This window comes from Roseinatronobacter sp. S2 (assembly GCF_029581395.1).
Lineage (GTDB): Bacteria > Pseudomonadota > Alphaproteobacteria > Rhodobacterales > Rhodobacteraceae > Roseinatronobacter.
Genome location: NZ_CP121113.1, coordinates 396,655 through 411,378, shown reverse-complemented (window position 1 = coordinate 411,378; position 14,724 = coordinate 396,655). Strand labels below are relative to the sequence as shown.

The 14,724-nt window shown below is 58.9% G+C and carries 15 protein-coding genes and 1 tRNA gene; 7 read left to right on the top strand and 9 right to left on the bottom strand.

All coding sequences use genetic code 11. The annotated features are described in order from the left end of the window. Positions 1–174 precede the first annotated feature (174 nt). Positions 175–1,116 (top strand): sugar kinase, encoded by a 942-nt coding sequence (locus tag P8S53_RS01885; RefSeq protein ID WP_277805478.1) that lies wholly within the window; start codon positions 175–177, stop codon positions 1,114–1,116. 63 nt (positions 1,117–1,179) lie between these two features. Here P8S53_RS01885 and P8S53_RS01880 read toward each other — a convergent pair. From P8S53_RS01880 to P8S53_RS01855, 6 genes are all read right to left on the bottom strand, one after another. Next, positions 1,180–1,256 (bottom strand) — tRNA-Asp (locus tag P8S53_RS01880). 64 nt (positions 1,257–1,320) lie between these two features. After that, complete coding sequence (gene pssA / locus P8S53_RS01875) at positions 1,321–2,061, bottom strand: CDP-diacylglycerol--serine O-phosphatidyltransferase (RefSeq protein WP_277805477.1); 741 nt, start codon at positions 2,059–2,061, stop codon at positions 1,321–1,323. A gap of 1 nt (position 2,062) precedes the next feature. Next, positions 2,063–2,761 (bottom strand): phosphatidylserine decarboxylase, encoded by a 699-nt coding sequence (locus P8S53_RS01870; protein WP_277805476.1) that lies wholly within the window; start codon positions 2,759–2,761, stop codon positions 2,063–2,065. A gap of 16 nt (positions 2,762–2,777) precedes the next feature. Continuing rightward, positions 2,778–3,902, bottom strand: coding sequence for a tRNA guanosine(34) transglycosylase Tgt (gene tgt / locus P8S53_RS01865; RefSeq protein WP_277805475.1), 1,125 nt, complete (start codon positions 3,900–3,902; stop codon positions 2,778–2,780). Positions 3,903–4,005: 103 nt separating this feature from the next. Then, positions 4,006–4,623 (bottom strand): Smr/MutS family protein, encoded by a 618-nt coding sequence (locus tag P8S53_RS01860; protein WP_277805474.1) that lies wholly within the window; start codon positions 4,621–4,623, stop codon positions 4,006–4,008. A 16-nt stretch (positions 4,624–4,639) separates the two neighbouring features. After that, positions 4,640–5,308, bottom strand: a complete 669-nt coding sequence (locus tag P8S53_RS01855; protein WP_306417820.1) for a Tim44/TimA family putative adaptor protein — start codon at positions 5,306–5,308, stop codon at positions 4,640–4,642. Between the two features lie 108 nt (positions 5,309–5,416). Between P8S53_RS01855 and P8S53_RS01850 the strand changes: the two genes are divergently transcribed. From P8S53_RS01850 to P8S53_RS01825, 6 genes are all read left to right on the top strand, one after another. Continuing rightward, a complete protein-coding gene (locus tag P8S53_RS01850) occupies positions 5,417–5,872 on the top strand; it encodes an FxsA family protein (protein WP_277805472.1) in 456 nt (151 codons plus the stop codon). A 67-nt stretch (positions 5,873–5,939) separates the two neighbouring features. After that, positions 5,940–6,449, top strand: coding sequence for a protein-export chaperone SecB (secB, locus tag P8S53_RS01845; protein ID WP_277805471.1), 510 nt, complete (start codon positions 5,940–5,942; stop codon positions 6,447–6,449). 134 nt (positions 6,450–6,583) lie between these two features. Continuing rightward, entirely contained in the window at positions 6,584–8,239 is a 1,656-nt protein-coding gene (ettA, locus tag P8S53_RS01840; protein ID WP_277805470.1) for an energy-dependent translational throttle protein EttA, read from the top strand. A gap of 91 nt (positions 8,240–8,330) precedes the next feature. Then, positions 8,331–9,044 (top strand): hypothetical protein, encoded by a 714-nt coding sequence (locus tag P8S53_RS01835; protein ID WP_277805469.1) that lies wholly within the window; start codon positions 8,331–8,333, stop codon positions 9,042–9,044. Positions 9,045–9,088: 44 nt separating this feature from the next. Further along, complete coding sequence (locus tag P8S53_RS01830) at positions 9,089–9,391, top strand: BrnT family toxin (RefSeq protein WP_277805468.1); 303 nt, start codon at positions 9,089–9,091, stop codon at positions 9,389–9,391. Beyond that, complete coding sequence (locus P8S53_RS01825) at positions 9,348–9,608, top strand: CopG family antitoxin (protein WP_277805467.1); 261 nt, start codon at positions 9,348–9,350, stop codon at positions 9,606–9,608. Before P8S53_RS01830 ends, P8S53_RS01825 begins: the two co-directional genes overlap by 44 nt. On the opposite strand, the gene P8S53_RS01820 is transcribed toward P8S53_RS01825, so the two are convergent. The 3 genes from P8S53_RS01820 to P8S53_RS01810 all read right to left on the bottom strand — a co-directional run bounded on the left by P8S53_RS01820 (position 9,609) and on the right by P8S53_RS01810 (position 14,632). After that, positions 9,609–10,214 carry an outer membrane lipoprotein carrier protein LolA gene (locus P8S53_RS01820; RefSeq protein WP_277805466.1) on the bottom strand — a complete coding sequence of 202 codons (606 nt, stop codon included), beginning with the start codon at positions 10,212–10,214 and terminating at the stop codon, positions 9,609–9,611. It lies immediately after the preceding gene. A 107-nt stretch (positions 10,215–10,321) separates the two neighbouring features. Continuing rightward, entirely contained in the window at positions 10,322–13,435 is a 3,114-nt protein-coding gene (locus P8S53_RS01815) for a DNA translocase FtsK (RefSeq protein WP_277805465.1), read from the bottom strand. Between the two features lie 18 nt (positions 13,436–13,453). Next, positions 13,454–14,632 (bottom strand): aminotransferase class I/II-fold pyridoxal phosphate-dependent enzyme, encoded by a 1,179-nt coding sequence (locus P8S53_RS01810; RefSeq protein WP_277805464.1) that lies wholly within the window; start codon positions 14,630–14,632, stop codon positions 13,454–13,456. Between the last annotated feature and the right edge of the window lie 92 nt (positions 14,633–14,724).

Here is a 14,724-nt window from a genome sequence, read left to right as displayed (position 1 = left end):
CGAATCTCCGCTACCGTTTTTCCGATATGCTGCGGCCATTCGCACATCCCGCCAGCAGATTGACATCTGCATCGCTACGGTTGACATAGGTGGTCAACTAATATTCCAGTTTGGCCCCAAGACTGCGCCGCACGCCCGCAGAACTGCGGTCGAAATCAAGATGGGACATGACACATGACAACACCGCTTATTCTGTCCATCGGCGAAGCAATGGTCGAGCTGTCGCAATCCGACCAGCCGGATAACTGGCGGCTTGGCATTGCGGGCGATACATTGAACACAGCATGGTATCTGCGCCGCCTTCTGGGGGACGACTGGCAAGTCGGTTATCTGTCCCGCGTGGGACAAGGCGATTTTTCGCAACGCATGCTGGATTTTCTTGCCACGGAAGGCATCGATGCCACCCATGTCAGCCGCGATCCTGTGCGCGAAATCGGCCTGTATGCCATCAGCCTGAATAACGGTGAACGCAGCTTCAGCTACTGGCGCGACACATCCGCGGCCAAAGCCTTGGCCGATGATCCCGCCTTGCTGCATACTGCCCTTGCAGGGTGCAAAATCGCCTATCTGTCGGGCATTACAATCGCGATTCTGCCCGCAGCGGCGCGCAGAACCCTGCTTGACGCGCTAAGTGTCGCGCGCGCGGCGGGCACGCAAGTGGTGTTTGACCCGAACCTGCGCCCGCGCCTGTGGGACAACGCAGCCGCCATGCGCAACGGTATTGAGGGCACCGCCGCCCTTGCCGATCTGGTCCTGCCCAGTTTTGACGACGAAGCCACCCATTTTGGCGATACCAACATGCAGGCCACGATCGCGCGCTACCTGTCGCTTGGGGCCGGTCATGTAGTGGTCAAGAACGGGGGCGGGCCTATGTGCTTTGGCGGCGCAGAAGGGCACGGTGACATCACAGGTCTGGCCCCGGAAACCCCTGTTGATACCACATCGGCAGGCGACAGCTTCAACGCGGGCTATCTGGCTGCCTGGCTGAACGGCGCGGATTGCAGCACCGCCATTCGTGCAGGCCATGCCCTTAGCCGCGAAGTTATCGGCCATCGGGGCGCTTTGGTGCCACAAGCGGTCGCCGCCGTGACGGGCGCGCAAATGCCGCGTCCATAATGCTGAATGCTCGCTAAACGGCGAAAACAAAAAACTCCCGCCCGAAAGGCAGGAGTTTTTTAATGGCGCGGTTGACGGGGCTCGAACCCGCGACCCCCGGCGTGACAGGCCGGTACTCTAACCAACTGAGCTACAACCGCGCTATGGCGTCCAATTATGCGAAGCGTCTGCCCGCGTCAAGCAGGTATCGGTAAAAAACGCCCGCTAACTGGTGCCTTTTTGTTTCCGCAAATGCCGCATTGCCAAAGTGCCCAGAACGCCCAGATAAATCAAATCCGTTACAACCAGCGTGATCCATGTCCGCAAGAACAACAGGCCCACGAAAACGCTCATGCCGACCAGCACCCATATTGCGTATTCGCGTTTGATCCTGATCCCCTTCAGCGACGGTGTTGGCAGGCGCGACACCATCAACAAACCCACAACCGCCAGATAGAATGCTGTCAGCACCGGAAACCGTGACGGGTCGACAAGGCCGGCAAGCCCCGCATAGACCGGCAACAACCCCAGCATTGCGCCTGCCGGTGCAGGCACGCCCACAAAATGGCGGTGGCCTGCATCTTCGGGCGCGGTGCGGCTGATATTGAACCGCGCCAGCCGCAGACAGGCACACACCGCAAAAACCAGCACGAATACCCAGCCGAAACCCGCCATCGGCCCTGTCAGTGCATAGCCAAACACCAAAACACCGGGGGCCACACCAAAACTTACAAAATCAGAAAAGCTGTCCAGTTCCGCACCAAAGGACGTGGCCGCATTCAGCTTGCGGGCCAGCAGCCCGTCCATGCCATCCAGTATGGCCGCCAGAATGATAAGCGCTGCGGCCAGTTCAAACCGGCCATCAAACGTGTAGCGAATGGCACTTAAGCCCGCACACATGCCCATGATGGTCACAAGATTGGGCACAAGCTGCACGAATGACAGGGTATCGCGGCGCGGTGTCATGTCAGCGTATCGCGGCCATGCGGCGCGGCTCGGTGCTGCTTAGGTCGGCAATCACTGTTTCGGCGGAAACCATTGTCTGGCCAAGGGCAACCAGCGGCTCCACCCCGTCGGGCAAATACACATCAACGCGCGATCCGAACCGAATCATCCCGAAACGGGTGCCCGTGTCCAGCATCTGGCCTTCTTCAACTTCGCACAGAATGCGCCGCGCCACCAATCCGGCAATCTGGACCACGGCAATCTTGCGCCCGTCCGCCATTTCCAGTGCCATGGAATTGCGCTCGTTATCAACCGATGCCTTGTCCAGTGACGCATTCAGGAATTTGCCGGGCCGGTAGGCAATCTTGGCCACCCGCCCTGCGATGGGCGCGCGGTTCACATGGCAGTCAAACACATTCATGAACACCGAAACGCGCGTCAGGGGTTGGTCGCCCATTTCCAGCTCGGCCGGGGGCACTGCGGGTTCGATCAGCGAGATCACCCCGTCGGCAGGGCTGACCAGCAGCCCTTCGCGCACAGGGGTCTGTCGGTCAGGGTCACGGAAGAAATAGTAGCACCAGACCGTCAGGCCGACACCAACCCATCCCAGCGGCTGCCAGATCAGGAACAAAACCAGCGTGACCGCCGCAAATACGGGGATGAACTTGTATCCCTCCTTGTGAATCGGCTTTACCACGGTCGAAAGCATGTCAGCGGCCATTCGGCCCTCCTGTAAATCAGATGGGGTCTATATCACCCTCGGCACGCCTCGCATGGAAGGAAGCAGCGAACCTGTCAAGGCTGCCTTGCACAATAGCCTCCCGCAGCCCCTGCATCAACCGCTGGTAATAGGCCAGATTATGCCATGTCAGCAGCATCGACCCGATGATTTCATCGGCCTTGATGACATGATGCAAATAGGCACGGCTGTAGTTGCGGCAGGCGGGACAGGTGCAGCCCTCTTCCAGCGGGCGGGGGTCATCGCGGTGTCGCGCATTGCGCAGGTTCACAGGCCCGCGCGCGGTCCACCCCTGCCCCGTGCGCCCCGAACGCGATGGCAGAACGCAGTCGAACATATCGACACCGCGCTGGACCGCGCCCACAATATCATCCGGCTTGCCCACCCCCATCAGGTAGCGCGGCTTGTCATCCGGCAGTTGTGGGGGGGCATAATCCAGCACCTCAAACATCACCTCCTGCCCCTCGCCCACAGCCAGCCCGCCAATGGCGTAGCCGTCAAATCCGATCTCGCGCAGTTTATCGGCGCTTTCAGCGCGCTGGTCGCGGTAAACCGACCCTTGCTGAATACCAAACAGCGCGTATCCCGGCCTGTCACCAAACGCCGCGCGCGACCGCGCCGCCCAGCGCATGGACAATTCCATGGACGCGCGCGCCACCTTCTCATCCGCTGGAAAGGGGGTGCATTCATCAAATGACATCACAATGTCAGACCCCAGCAAGCGCTGGATTTCCATCGAGCGTTCGGGGCTAAGCATGTGGCGCGACCCGTCAATATGACTGGCAAAGCGCACGCCTTCTTCGGACATCTTGCGCAGGCTGGCCAGCGACATAACCTGAAACCCGCCCGAATCCGTCAATATGGGCCGGTTCCAGTTCATGAACTTGTGCAAACCGCCCAGGGCCGCAATGCGTTCCGCCGTCGGGCGCAGCATCAGGTGATATGTGTTGCCAAGCAAAATATCCGCACCCGTTTCGCGCACCGACTCGGGCATCATCGCCTTGACGGTTGCGGCCGTGCCCACCGGCATGAAGGCAGGCGTGCGAATGTCGCCGCGTGGCGTATGAATGGTGCCGCTGCGGGCGCGGCCATCGCGCGCGGATATATCGAAACGGAATGTCATCTGTCTGGCCTCTTGCTCGGACATGCTCCTTTGCCGCAAATCCGGCCACTTGCCAAGGGGCCGCCCTGCCCCTTCATCTTGCAAAAAATACTCAAATCCGACATCACGGCCGCGCCTTGCGCAAATACACATAATACGCGCCACTGCCGCCATGGCGCAGATGCGCCTCGCGCAACTCCTGCACCGCGCCTGCCAGTGGTGCCATGCGCAACCATTGCGGCACATCATGTTTCAACGCCCCGCGTCTGCGCGGGATCGGGCCGTCATCGGCAACAGTCTTTCCCTTGCCGGTGATCACCAGCACCAACCGCAACCCCTGCGACTGGGCACGCAGGATAAACCCGTTCAGCGCCGCATGCGCCTGCGCCAGTGTCATGCCATGCAGGTCGATCCGCGCTTCGGGCTGCAACTTGCCCTTGGTCATGCGCTGGAATTTGCGCTTGTCCATACTGACAGCCGCGCCCGCCAACGCATCCGATATCGGCGGCAAAAGGTCGTGCATAACAGCCGCACCGGGGGGCGTGGGCCGCAGAATGGTCCCACCCTGATGACGCGGCGCTTTTTTTGGCTTTTTTTCGGGCTCGGGTGTGAACACCTGTTGGGCCACATCCGGCATCTCGAACGCTTTTGCCAGATCGGACTTCAAAGGCCGCGCGCTTTTCGCGACGCGGCCCCAAAGTTCAAGATCGTCGGGATGCAACCTGCGGGATTTGCGGGTCATCCCCTGCCTCCGAATGTCACTCGCCGGTGGCGACCAGTTTCCAGTTCGGGCTGTCAGCCGTCAAATCGCGGGCAAATGTCCAAACATCGCGCTGGCGCTTGATCTCATTCGGGTCACCTTCGACAATCTCGCCGCTGTCAACTTTGCGGACCACAGATGTCAGTTCACCCAGGAACTTGATGGTGATCTCGCCCTCGTTGGTGTCCTCGTCAAACGTGGCGCCCACAAGGTCCAGTTCGCGCAGCCCCACGAAAGAGGCATCCACCCGCACGCCCTGCTGTTCACGCAACTGCACAACTTCGTCAAAACTGTTGAACACATCACGCGACAGGAACGGCAGGATTGAATCCATATCCGAGGATTCAAACGCCATCAGAATCATTTCATACGCGCCACGGGCACCCTGAAGGAAATCGCCCACACTGAAATCAGGATCAACCGCCTTCATCCGCGCAAGCACTTTCGCCATGTCGGACCCTTCGGGCACATGGTCGGTAATATCGGTATCAGGGCCACCGTCAATCACCTCAAATCGTGGTTTTGACAGCGGTTCCGACGTGCCGTCACCGCGTTGAACGGGTTTGGACTCAAATCCGTCGCGTGTTCCAAGAACAGCGCGCAAACGCAGAATAAGAAAGACAGCAATGCCTGCAAGAATAAGAAGCTGGATCACGGCGGGTTCCATTGTTACCTCGGCCAGGGGTTGGTATGGCGGTTCAAATGCTTATGTAAGGCGCGAAGACGGTCAAGTCTACCTTCCAAAGTAACATCATTTCAGACGAGAGGCCGAAAGATGTGGATTCTGTTAGCCATACTGGCCATTCCGGTCGTTGAAATCGCACTTTTCGTTCAATTTGGAAGCGAAATAGGCGTCATCGGAACGCTGGCTTGGGTTTTCCTGAGCGGCGCGCTGGGTCTGGTGCTGATGCGCCTGGAACCCTACCGCAATGCCGAAAGCGTCCGCGCGGCCCTTGCGCGCGATGCAAGCCCCGCAAGCCCCATGGCGCATTCGGCCCTGCGCATGATCGGCGCGTTGCTGGTGCTGCTGCCGGGGTTTTTCACAGATGGCCTTGGGCTGTTGCTGCTGCTGCCGCCTGTGCGCGCCTTGATTCTGTCGCGTCTGGTTCTTCGGGCAAGCGCCGCACATACTCGGCCTGCGCGCGATGATGTCATTGACGGCGACTATGTCCGCCAGCCGGATCCGCAGCAAAACACACACCACCTGCCGCCAAACCAAAAGCGGGATTGAGCCACCCGCGCCCCCCTGCTACAAGCGCGCCGAAGAATAACTGTCCATCAATAGGAGCCCGGTAAACATGGCAGAAGAAACCAACGGCGCACAGCCAGCCGAAACCCCGAAAGTGAACATGCGCGTTATGGCGCAATTCGTGCGTGACCTGTCGTTTGAAAATGTCGCCGCGCAGAAGAAACTGCAAGGCAGCAATGTCCAGCCCGACATTCAGGTGCAGGTCAGCCTTGATGCGAACAAGCGCGACGTGGAAAACCAGTATGAAGTCGCCACCAAGTTCAAGATCACATCCAAGAACAAGGAAGATGATCAGGCGCTGTTCATCGTGGAACTGGACTATGTCGGTGTTTTCCTGATTGAAAACGTGCCCGCCGAACAGCTGCACCCGTTTTTGCTGATCGAATGCCCGCGCATGATTTTCCCCTTCGCACGCCGCATCATTTCCGATGTCACGCGCGATGGCGGCTTCCCGCCGCTGAATCTGGACACGGTCGATTTTCTGGCCCTGTATAAACAGGAAATCCAGCGTCAGGCCGCTTTGCGCGCCCAGCAGGGCGAAGCTCCGGTCGCCAACTAAGGCACCGCTTGCCCCCAAGATATACCCCCGCGCACGCCGCGGGGGTTTTTCCATTTCCGCCCTGTCCCGCTTGCAGCACGGCCCGTCCTTGCGCTAGGGAAGGCAAAGCCCCCATCTCACACGAAGGAAAGCACATGGCGTCCTATCAATATGTCTACCACATGGATGGTGTGTCCAAAACCTATCCCGGCGGCAAGAAATGCTTTGAAAACGTTCGGCTGTCCTTTCTTCCGGGCGTGAAAATCGGGGTTGTGGGTGTCAATGGCGCGGGGAAATCCACGCTGCTGCGCATCATGGCGGGCATCGACAAGGATTTCACCGGCGAGGCCTGGGCCGCAAAAGGGGCCAAAGTGGGTTACCTGCCGCAGGAACCCGACCTGGACGCCACACTGGACGTGCGCGGCAATGTCATGCTGGGCGTGGCCGAAAAACAGGCCAAGCTGGACCGCTATAACGAACTGGCCATGAACTATTCTGACGAGACCGCCGATGAAATGGCCGCGCTACAAGACCAGATCGACGCGGAAAACCTGTGGGATCTGGACAGCCAGATCGATGTCGCCATGGAAGCGCTGCGCTGCCCGCCCGACACGGCATCGGTCGACACCCTGTCAGGTGGTGAAAAGCGCCGCGTGGCGCTGTGCAAGCTGCTGCTGGAAGCGCCCGACATGCTGCTGCTGGACGAACCGACCAACCATTTGGACGCCGAAACCATCGCATGGCTGCAAAAGCACCTGATCGAATACAAGGGCACCATCCTGATTGTCACCCATGACCGCTACTTTCTGGATGACATCACCGGCTGGATTCTGGAACTCGACCGCGGGCGCGGCATTCCCTATGAAGGGAATTATTCCGCATGGCTGGAACAAAAAGCCAAACGCCTGAGCCAGGAATCCCGCGAGGACAAGGCGCGCCAGAAATCGCTGGAACGCGAGCTGGAATGGATCAGGGCAGGCGCGAAAGCACGGCAAACCAAATCCAAGGCACGGATTGCCGCCTATGAAGAAAAGGCAGGCCAGTCCGAGCGTGAAAAGATCGGTCGCGCACAGATCATCATTCCCAATGGTCCACGCCTTGGCGGCAAGGTGATCGAGATCGAGAACCTGAAAAAGGGCTATGGCGACCGCCTGCTGATCGAAGACCTGTCCTTCGCGCTGCCACCGGGCGGTATTGTCGGCGTGATCGGTCCCAACGGCGCGGGCAAATCTACGCTGTTTCGCATGCTGACCGGACAGGAACAGCCAGATGAGGGCAGCATCGAATTCGGCGACACGGTGCAGCTGTCCTATGTGGATCAGTCGCGCGATGCGCTGGATGCGAAGAAAACCGTGTGGGAAGAAATCAGCGACGGGCTGGACATCATCCAGCTTGGCGATGCCGAGGTGAACTCCCGCGCCTATGTGGGCGCGTTCAACTTCAAAGGGGGCGACCAGCAAAAGAAAGTGGGCCTGCTGTCAGGGGGTGAACGTAACCGCGTGCATATGGCCAAACTGCTGCGCGCAGGCGGCAATGTGCTGCTGCTGGATGAACCGACCAACGATCTGGACGTGGAAACCCTGCAAGCTCTGGAAGCGGCGCTGGAAGATTTCGCAGGCTGCGCCGTGGTCATTTCCCACGACCGCTTCTTCCTTGACCGGCTGTGCACGCACATACTAGCGTTTGAGGGCGAGGCACATGTCGAATGGTTCGAGGGCAATTTCGCAGCCTATGAAGACGACAAGAAACGGCGGTTGGGGCCTGACGCGCTGGAGCCGAAGCGGGTTAAGTATAAGAAATTTACGAGGTGAAATGTATACAGTCCTCATTGATGAGTCAGGCGATACGGGTCTACGGAACGTAGCGCCTGATCCATCTTTTGGACCAACGCAGTATTTCTGCATGTCGGTTGTCTTCTTTCGAGAGGAAAACCGAGAGAAGATCGAAACAGCTCTCCAAGGACTGCCATTCTTACAGTCTGGAAAGCATTCGAAAAATCTTTCGCACTATGAAAGAATTTTTCTAGCAAGAACAATCGCTAAATTACCTGTAGGAATGGTCGGAGTAATCTCAAACAAGCTATCCCTCTTAGAATACCTTCCACAAGCAAGTTCAACGCCAACACATTACTACAACAAGGTATCACAGTATCTACTCGAGAGGGTTTCGAATGCATTAAGTGTTTGCGGGATTTCTAGAGAATCTGTTAGTATTCGGCTAGAAGCTAGAGATCAGCAATACAGTTCACTTATTTCCTTTGTTAAGCGCATTCAAACGACTCCACTCGACCATCGAGCTGCTTCATTGCGCGGACTCAACCCTTTCTCAATCATAGCTGTAAAGAAGAAAGATGATAGATGCTTCATCTTGGCAGACTGCGCATCTAATGCACTTTTCTCAATGGTCTGTAGAGACGAAAAGCGCTTTTGCCTTCCAGAGCCGCGCTATCTTCAGGAACTCGCGCCAATAATTCTGAGCAATAAGCAAGGAGAAATAATGCCTTTTGGGATTAAACCGATTCATAAACTTGAAGATCTTGGTTTACCAGAAGATGTTAAGCTGCATTTGAAAGCGCTGCGCAACCCGCAGCGGCAATATCATTTACTGACAACATAGCTTCACCCTAAATCCTTGACTGTCCGCACATTTGTACATACATTATGATCACCTTCGACTGGGACCACGGCAACAGTGCCAAATGTGAAAAGCACGGCCTGACCCGCGCCCAGATCGAAATCATGTTCCGTGGGGGCCTTCATGTTGCGCCTGACCCGGAGCATTCGACCAATGCCGAGCAGCGTTTCATCGCACTTGGTCCTACCCCCGAAGGCCGGCCGGCTTTCATAGCCTTTTGCTGGCGGGACGGCAAAATCCGCCCCATCAGCGCCCGCTACATGCACGCCCGAGAGGTCACACGCTATGCCGAAATCTTCCCCAACATCGGTTCCCGTCCTGACAACTGACGAGCAGGCCGAAGATTTCCTTGATCAAGACCTGTCTGCTTTGGACTTCGCACAGTTCAAGCCGATGCGCTTCGAAACCCTGCCAAAATCCGCGCGCGTGACCATGCGCTTGCCTGAACCCTTGATTGCGGCGCTGAAAGCGCGCGCCAAGGACCGTGGCATCCCCTATCAGCGCCTCATCCGCGAAGCGCTGGAACAAGCGCTGACCAAACCCTGATCACCGCCGCCGTTGTTCGGTTTCTGCCACCACATCGAACAACCGCGCCGACAACTGCCCGCCAAAGCGCATATTGCCCAAGATAACGGTGGTTTCAGCGCCGGTGTCATCGCGGATGACCCATTGGCGCAATTCCGTGGGGTTGGCGGAAAAGTTCAGGCGGATGGACCCGTATTGCGGGTTTTCGGGGTCCTGGGCGACCACGGTTGTCACATCACCGTCAACCGTGTGGCCCACGACCATACGCGCGCGCTGGAAATCCACATTCTGTTCCAGAATGATGTTCAGCGGCGTCTGGCGCAACGGGTATTGGTTCGGCCCCTGATTGGACCGCCCGTCAAACACCGACACCTGACTGCCGCCCGCCATGACCAGCGCGTCTTCGGGCGGGTCATATTCGAACCGCATGCGACCGGGCCGGCGGATAAACAAGCGCCCTGTCACCAGTGAATCGTCGGGGTTTATCTGGGTAAACTCCCCTTCGGCGGTGGTGAAACTGTTAAAATAGGCCGAGATTTCCGCAAGCGGAATAGCCTGGGCCATGGCTGGCCGGACCAGCGCAAGCGCTGGCAGGGACAGAAGAAGGGAACGGCGTGATATACTCATGACATCCTAAATAATGCACGATGCGGCGGCGGCAAAGCCACGATCTGATCACGCACCCTACACAAGGCAGAGAGTTGCCGATAAAGCCCCCCGCCGAACAGGGGGCATCAGCCCTGTTCGGGGATCAGGATCTCGCGTTTGCCGACATGGTTGGCTGCGGTGACAAGCCCTTCATCTTCCATCTGCTCGACCAGACGCGCGGCCTTGTTATAGCCGATGCCCAGTTTGCGCTGAATGTAGCTGGTGGAACATTTGCGGTCCTGAATAACCACCTGCACCGCCTGATCATACAACGCATCTTCGCCTGTGGTATTGCCACCAAGGCCAAGAACCGCATCAATATCGGCTTCCTTGTCGGATTCGGGGCCATCGACCACGCCGGATTTGTAATCGGGCGGGCCAAAGGATTTCAGGTGGTTGACGATCTCCTCCACCTCCTCATCGCTGACGAAGGGGCCGTGAATGCGGGTAATGCGTGAACCCCCTGCCATATACAGCATGTCGCCCATGCCCAGCAGTTGCTCCGCCCCCTGTTCGCCCAGAATGGTGCGCGAATCGATCTTGCTGGTCACCTGAAACGAAATCCGCGTGGGGAAGTTTGCCTTGATGGTGCCGGTGATCACATCGACCGACGGGCGCTGCGTGGCCATGATCAGGTGAATACCCGATGCACGCGCCATCTGCGCAAGGCGCTGGATGCAGGCCTCGATCTCCTTGCCCGCAACCATCATCAGGTCTGCCATCTCGTCCACAACAACTACGATATAGGGCAACAATTCGGGCGCGAATTCTTCCGTCTCGAACACAGGGTCACCGGTGTCATCGTCAAACCCCGTCTGGATGGTGCGCTTGAACATCTCGCCACGCTCCAGCGCTTCGCGCACGCGGCCATTGAACCCTTCGATATTGCGCACGCCCATCTTGGACATTTTGCGATAGCGCTCTTCCATCTCGCCCACGACCCATTTCAGCGCGACCACGGCTTTCTTGGGGTCGGTGACAACAGGCGACAACAGATGCGGAATGCCGTCATAGACGGACAGTTCCAGCATTTTGGGGTCAATCATGATCATGCGGCATTCATCCGGCGTCAGACGATACAGCAGCGACAGGATCATCGTGTTGATGGCCACCGATTTGCCCGAACCCGTGGTCCCCGCAATCAGCAAATGCGGCATCTTGGCCAGATTGGCGACGATGGGTTCGCCGTCAATCCCCTTGCCCAGCGCCAATGGCAGGCGCATCTGGGTGTCGCCAAAATCGCGCGCGGACAGGATTTCGCGCAAGACCACCTTTTCGCGGTGCGCATTGGGCAATTCAATCCCGATGATGGACCGCCCCGGAACGGTGGACACCCGCGCCGACAACGCCGACATCGACCGCGCAATGTCATCAGCCAGACCAATGACGCGGCTGGCCTTCAGCCCCGGCGCAGGTTCCAGTTCATATTGCGTCACAACAGGGCCGGGGCGCACGCTGACAATTTCGCCACGCACGCCGTAATCATCCAGAACCGATTCCAGCATCCGCGCGTTTTCTTCCAGCGCTTCATCACTCAGGGAATAGCGCTGAACATTGCCGGGGCTTTCCAGCAGCGACAGCGGCGGCAGTTCATAGGTCACTGTTTCACGCGTGTCGAAGGGGAATGTCGGTTCAGCCTCGGCGCGGGCCTGACGCGAGGTTTGCGGCTTGACCGGCGCAGTTGCCACAACACGGCGCTGCAAAACCTGACCGGGCCGCACAGTCATCGCGGGTTCCTGCGACATCGGTGCAGATGGTTGCGGGGTTGCATACTCATCCATCGGGGCGGGGGCGGGCGTTGCGGGCTGGGCGGCCATCATCCAATCAGGCATAGGGACATTGCCCATCGCCGGTGCCGCCATCTGTGCCGTCAGCGTGGCTGAAGCCAATGGCGGTTGCGCTGGCACGGGTTGCGGTGCCTGAACGTGATGGGGCGACCGCGCCGGGGCCTGTAGGGGCGGTTCCTGAACCATGCGCTGGCCTGCTGTCACAGGTGGCGGGCGCAGGTTGGGGTTGAATACCTGCACGGGTTTTGCATGCCTGCGGTGGCGCACCGCATCGGCAATACGGCTGCTGATCCGGTCGGCAGCGGGCGCTTGCGCCGACATGGCCGCGCTGTGGGGTTGCCGCTCAACCAGTTCGGGTTCCGGCATGGGGGCAGGTTCCGCGCCGCGCATGCTTAGGGATTTCAGTTTGGACAGAATGCCGCCACGCGGCTCTTCTGCGGGCGGCTCGTTATAGTGTGCGCGCGGGTGCTGTGGCGCAGGGGGCGGCATATCGGCAACCAGCGGATCTATCAGAACCGCATCGTCGTGCTGATGCCAGTCATCGTTGGAATACGCCGCAGGGCGAATAACGGGCGCATTGCGACGCGTCAGAACCGGTTCATGCGCGGCATGCGCGCGGTGAACCACCGGCTCGCGGTCATGATATGCGGCTTGCGCGGGTTGCGCGCGATATGCGTTATGTTCGGCGCGCGCTTGCTGATGGTTCTGCACTTTACGCGCCACGGCCCCGCTGGCCGCCTGCGCACCACGCAGCCCGCCCGAAATACCGCCGCGCAGCAGCACCATTGCGCCTGCATAGGTCAAAATCACACCTGTCAGCAGGAAGCGCGCGAAGCTCAGCGCCTCGTGTCGGCTGACACCCATCACGAAACCCCAGACCATCAGGCAGGCAAACAGCATCGACAGCGACATGAAGCCCACGCCAGCCGCGGGCGACATGGGCAATGCATTCACCACAGCGCCAAGAACTGTATCACCGAACACGCCGCCCATTCCATACAACATGTCCCACTGCGCCGCAGGCACAAAACTGGCACACCAGATGGATGTTACTGCAATCGCCAGCGGCAGGAAAACGCCGCGCCCCAGAACAGCCTCATGGCCGCGCCCCAGAACCAACCGCAGGCCCCAGCCACCCAGAAACAGAACAATCCCCCAAGACGCAATGCCAGCGATAACCATAAGCGGGGACGCAATCGCCGCACCGATCCGCCCCAGCGAATTTTGCACAGGCGCATCACTGGTCACCATCCAGCCCGGATCGGCCGGCGAATATGACCCAAGCATCAGCGCAAAGACAAAAGCCAGCACCCCCAGCCCAAGACCAGCCAGTTCACGCCCGCGCTTTTGCAAAATCGCCTGCAATCTGCTGTCCAGAAGCGGATCGCGCTTGTCAATATTGTAAGATGCCATCTGACGCGCCCTTTGGGTTTAACTATACAAACAGGCGCGCAACCGGATCAGCGCGTCCTGCATTTCATCAATCAAGTTCACCATCGCCACGCGGACGAACCCGTGACCGGGGTTAAACCCGTCCACGTCGCGTGACAGATAAGCACCGGGCAACACCCTGATGCCGGTTTCGGTCCACAGCTTCAGTGCGGCCGCTTCGCCATCATCCACCGGCAGCCACAGGAAAAACCCGCCCGCTGGCCCCGCATATCCGGGCACATTGCCGAAAATACGATCTGCAAGTGCATATTTCTGCTGATACAGCGCCCGCGACCGGTCCACATGCGCCTCATCCGCCCAAGCGGCGGCGGCGACATGTTGCAAGGGTTCGGGCAGCGGTGCGCCGCTATAGGCGCGCAACTGCCGGATACGGCGTATACATTCCACGCCCCCCGCCACAAAACCCGACCGCAACCCCGGCAGGTTCGACCGTTTCGACAGCGAATGAAACGACAACACACGTTCGCTATCCGCACCCATTTCGGCGGCAATTTCCAGCACGCCGGGGGGCGGGGTGTCACGGTAAATCTCGGAATAGCATTCATCGGCGAAAATGCGGAAATCGTGCTTTTCGGCCAGCGCGATCAGCGCGCGCCAATAGGCAGCATCCGCAACCGACCCCTGCGGGTTGGCGGGCGAGCAGACATACGCAATCGCCACGCGGTCCAGCACATCGGCGGGCAGGCTTGCGTAATCGGGCAAATGGCCGGTGCCCTCGGTTGCCGCAACGAAACGCGGATCTGCGCCCACAGCAAGGGCCGCGACCGCATAAACCTGATAAAACGGATTGGGCGTCAGGATGACAGGGGTTTGCCCGTTCTTGCGTTCAGGGCACAGGGCAAGCGCCGCGTTGAACAACCCTTCGCGCGTGCCATTCAGAACCATCAGGTTTTCCGGCATCAAGGACACGCCGTAACGCCTTGAAATCCAGCCTTGAATGGACTGCAACAGGGGGGAAATACCCTCATTTGCAGGATATTTCGCAAATCCGCCGATATTCGCATTCAACACATCCGCCAGAAAGGGCGGCATTTCATGGCGCGGCTCGCCAATTGTCATGGCGACAGGGGCACCACCGGGTTGGTGATGATCCAAAAGCGCGCGCAGGCGCGGGAATGCGTATTCAGGCAGGTTCGAAAACCGCTCTGGGTATGCCATGGACTGCCTCGACTGCTCGGGGTCTTTTGCCCCATTATTGGGTGCAGGATAACGCGCAGGGGCCGCCCCGTCCAGAAAAACGACTGAAGTTT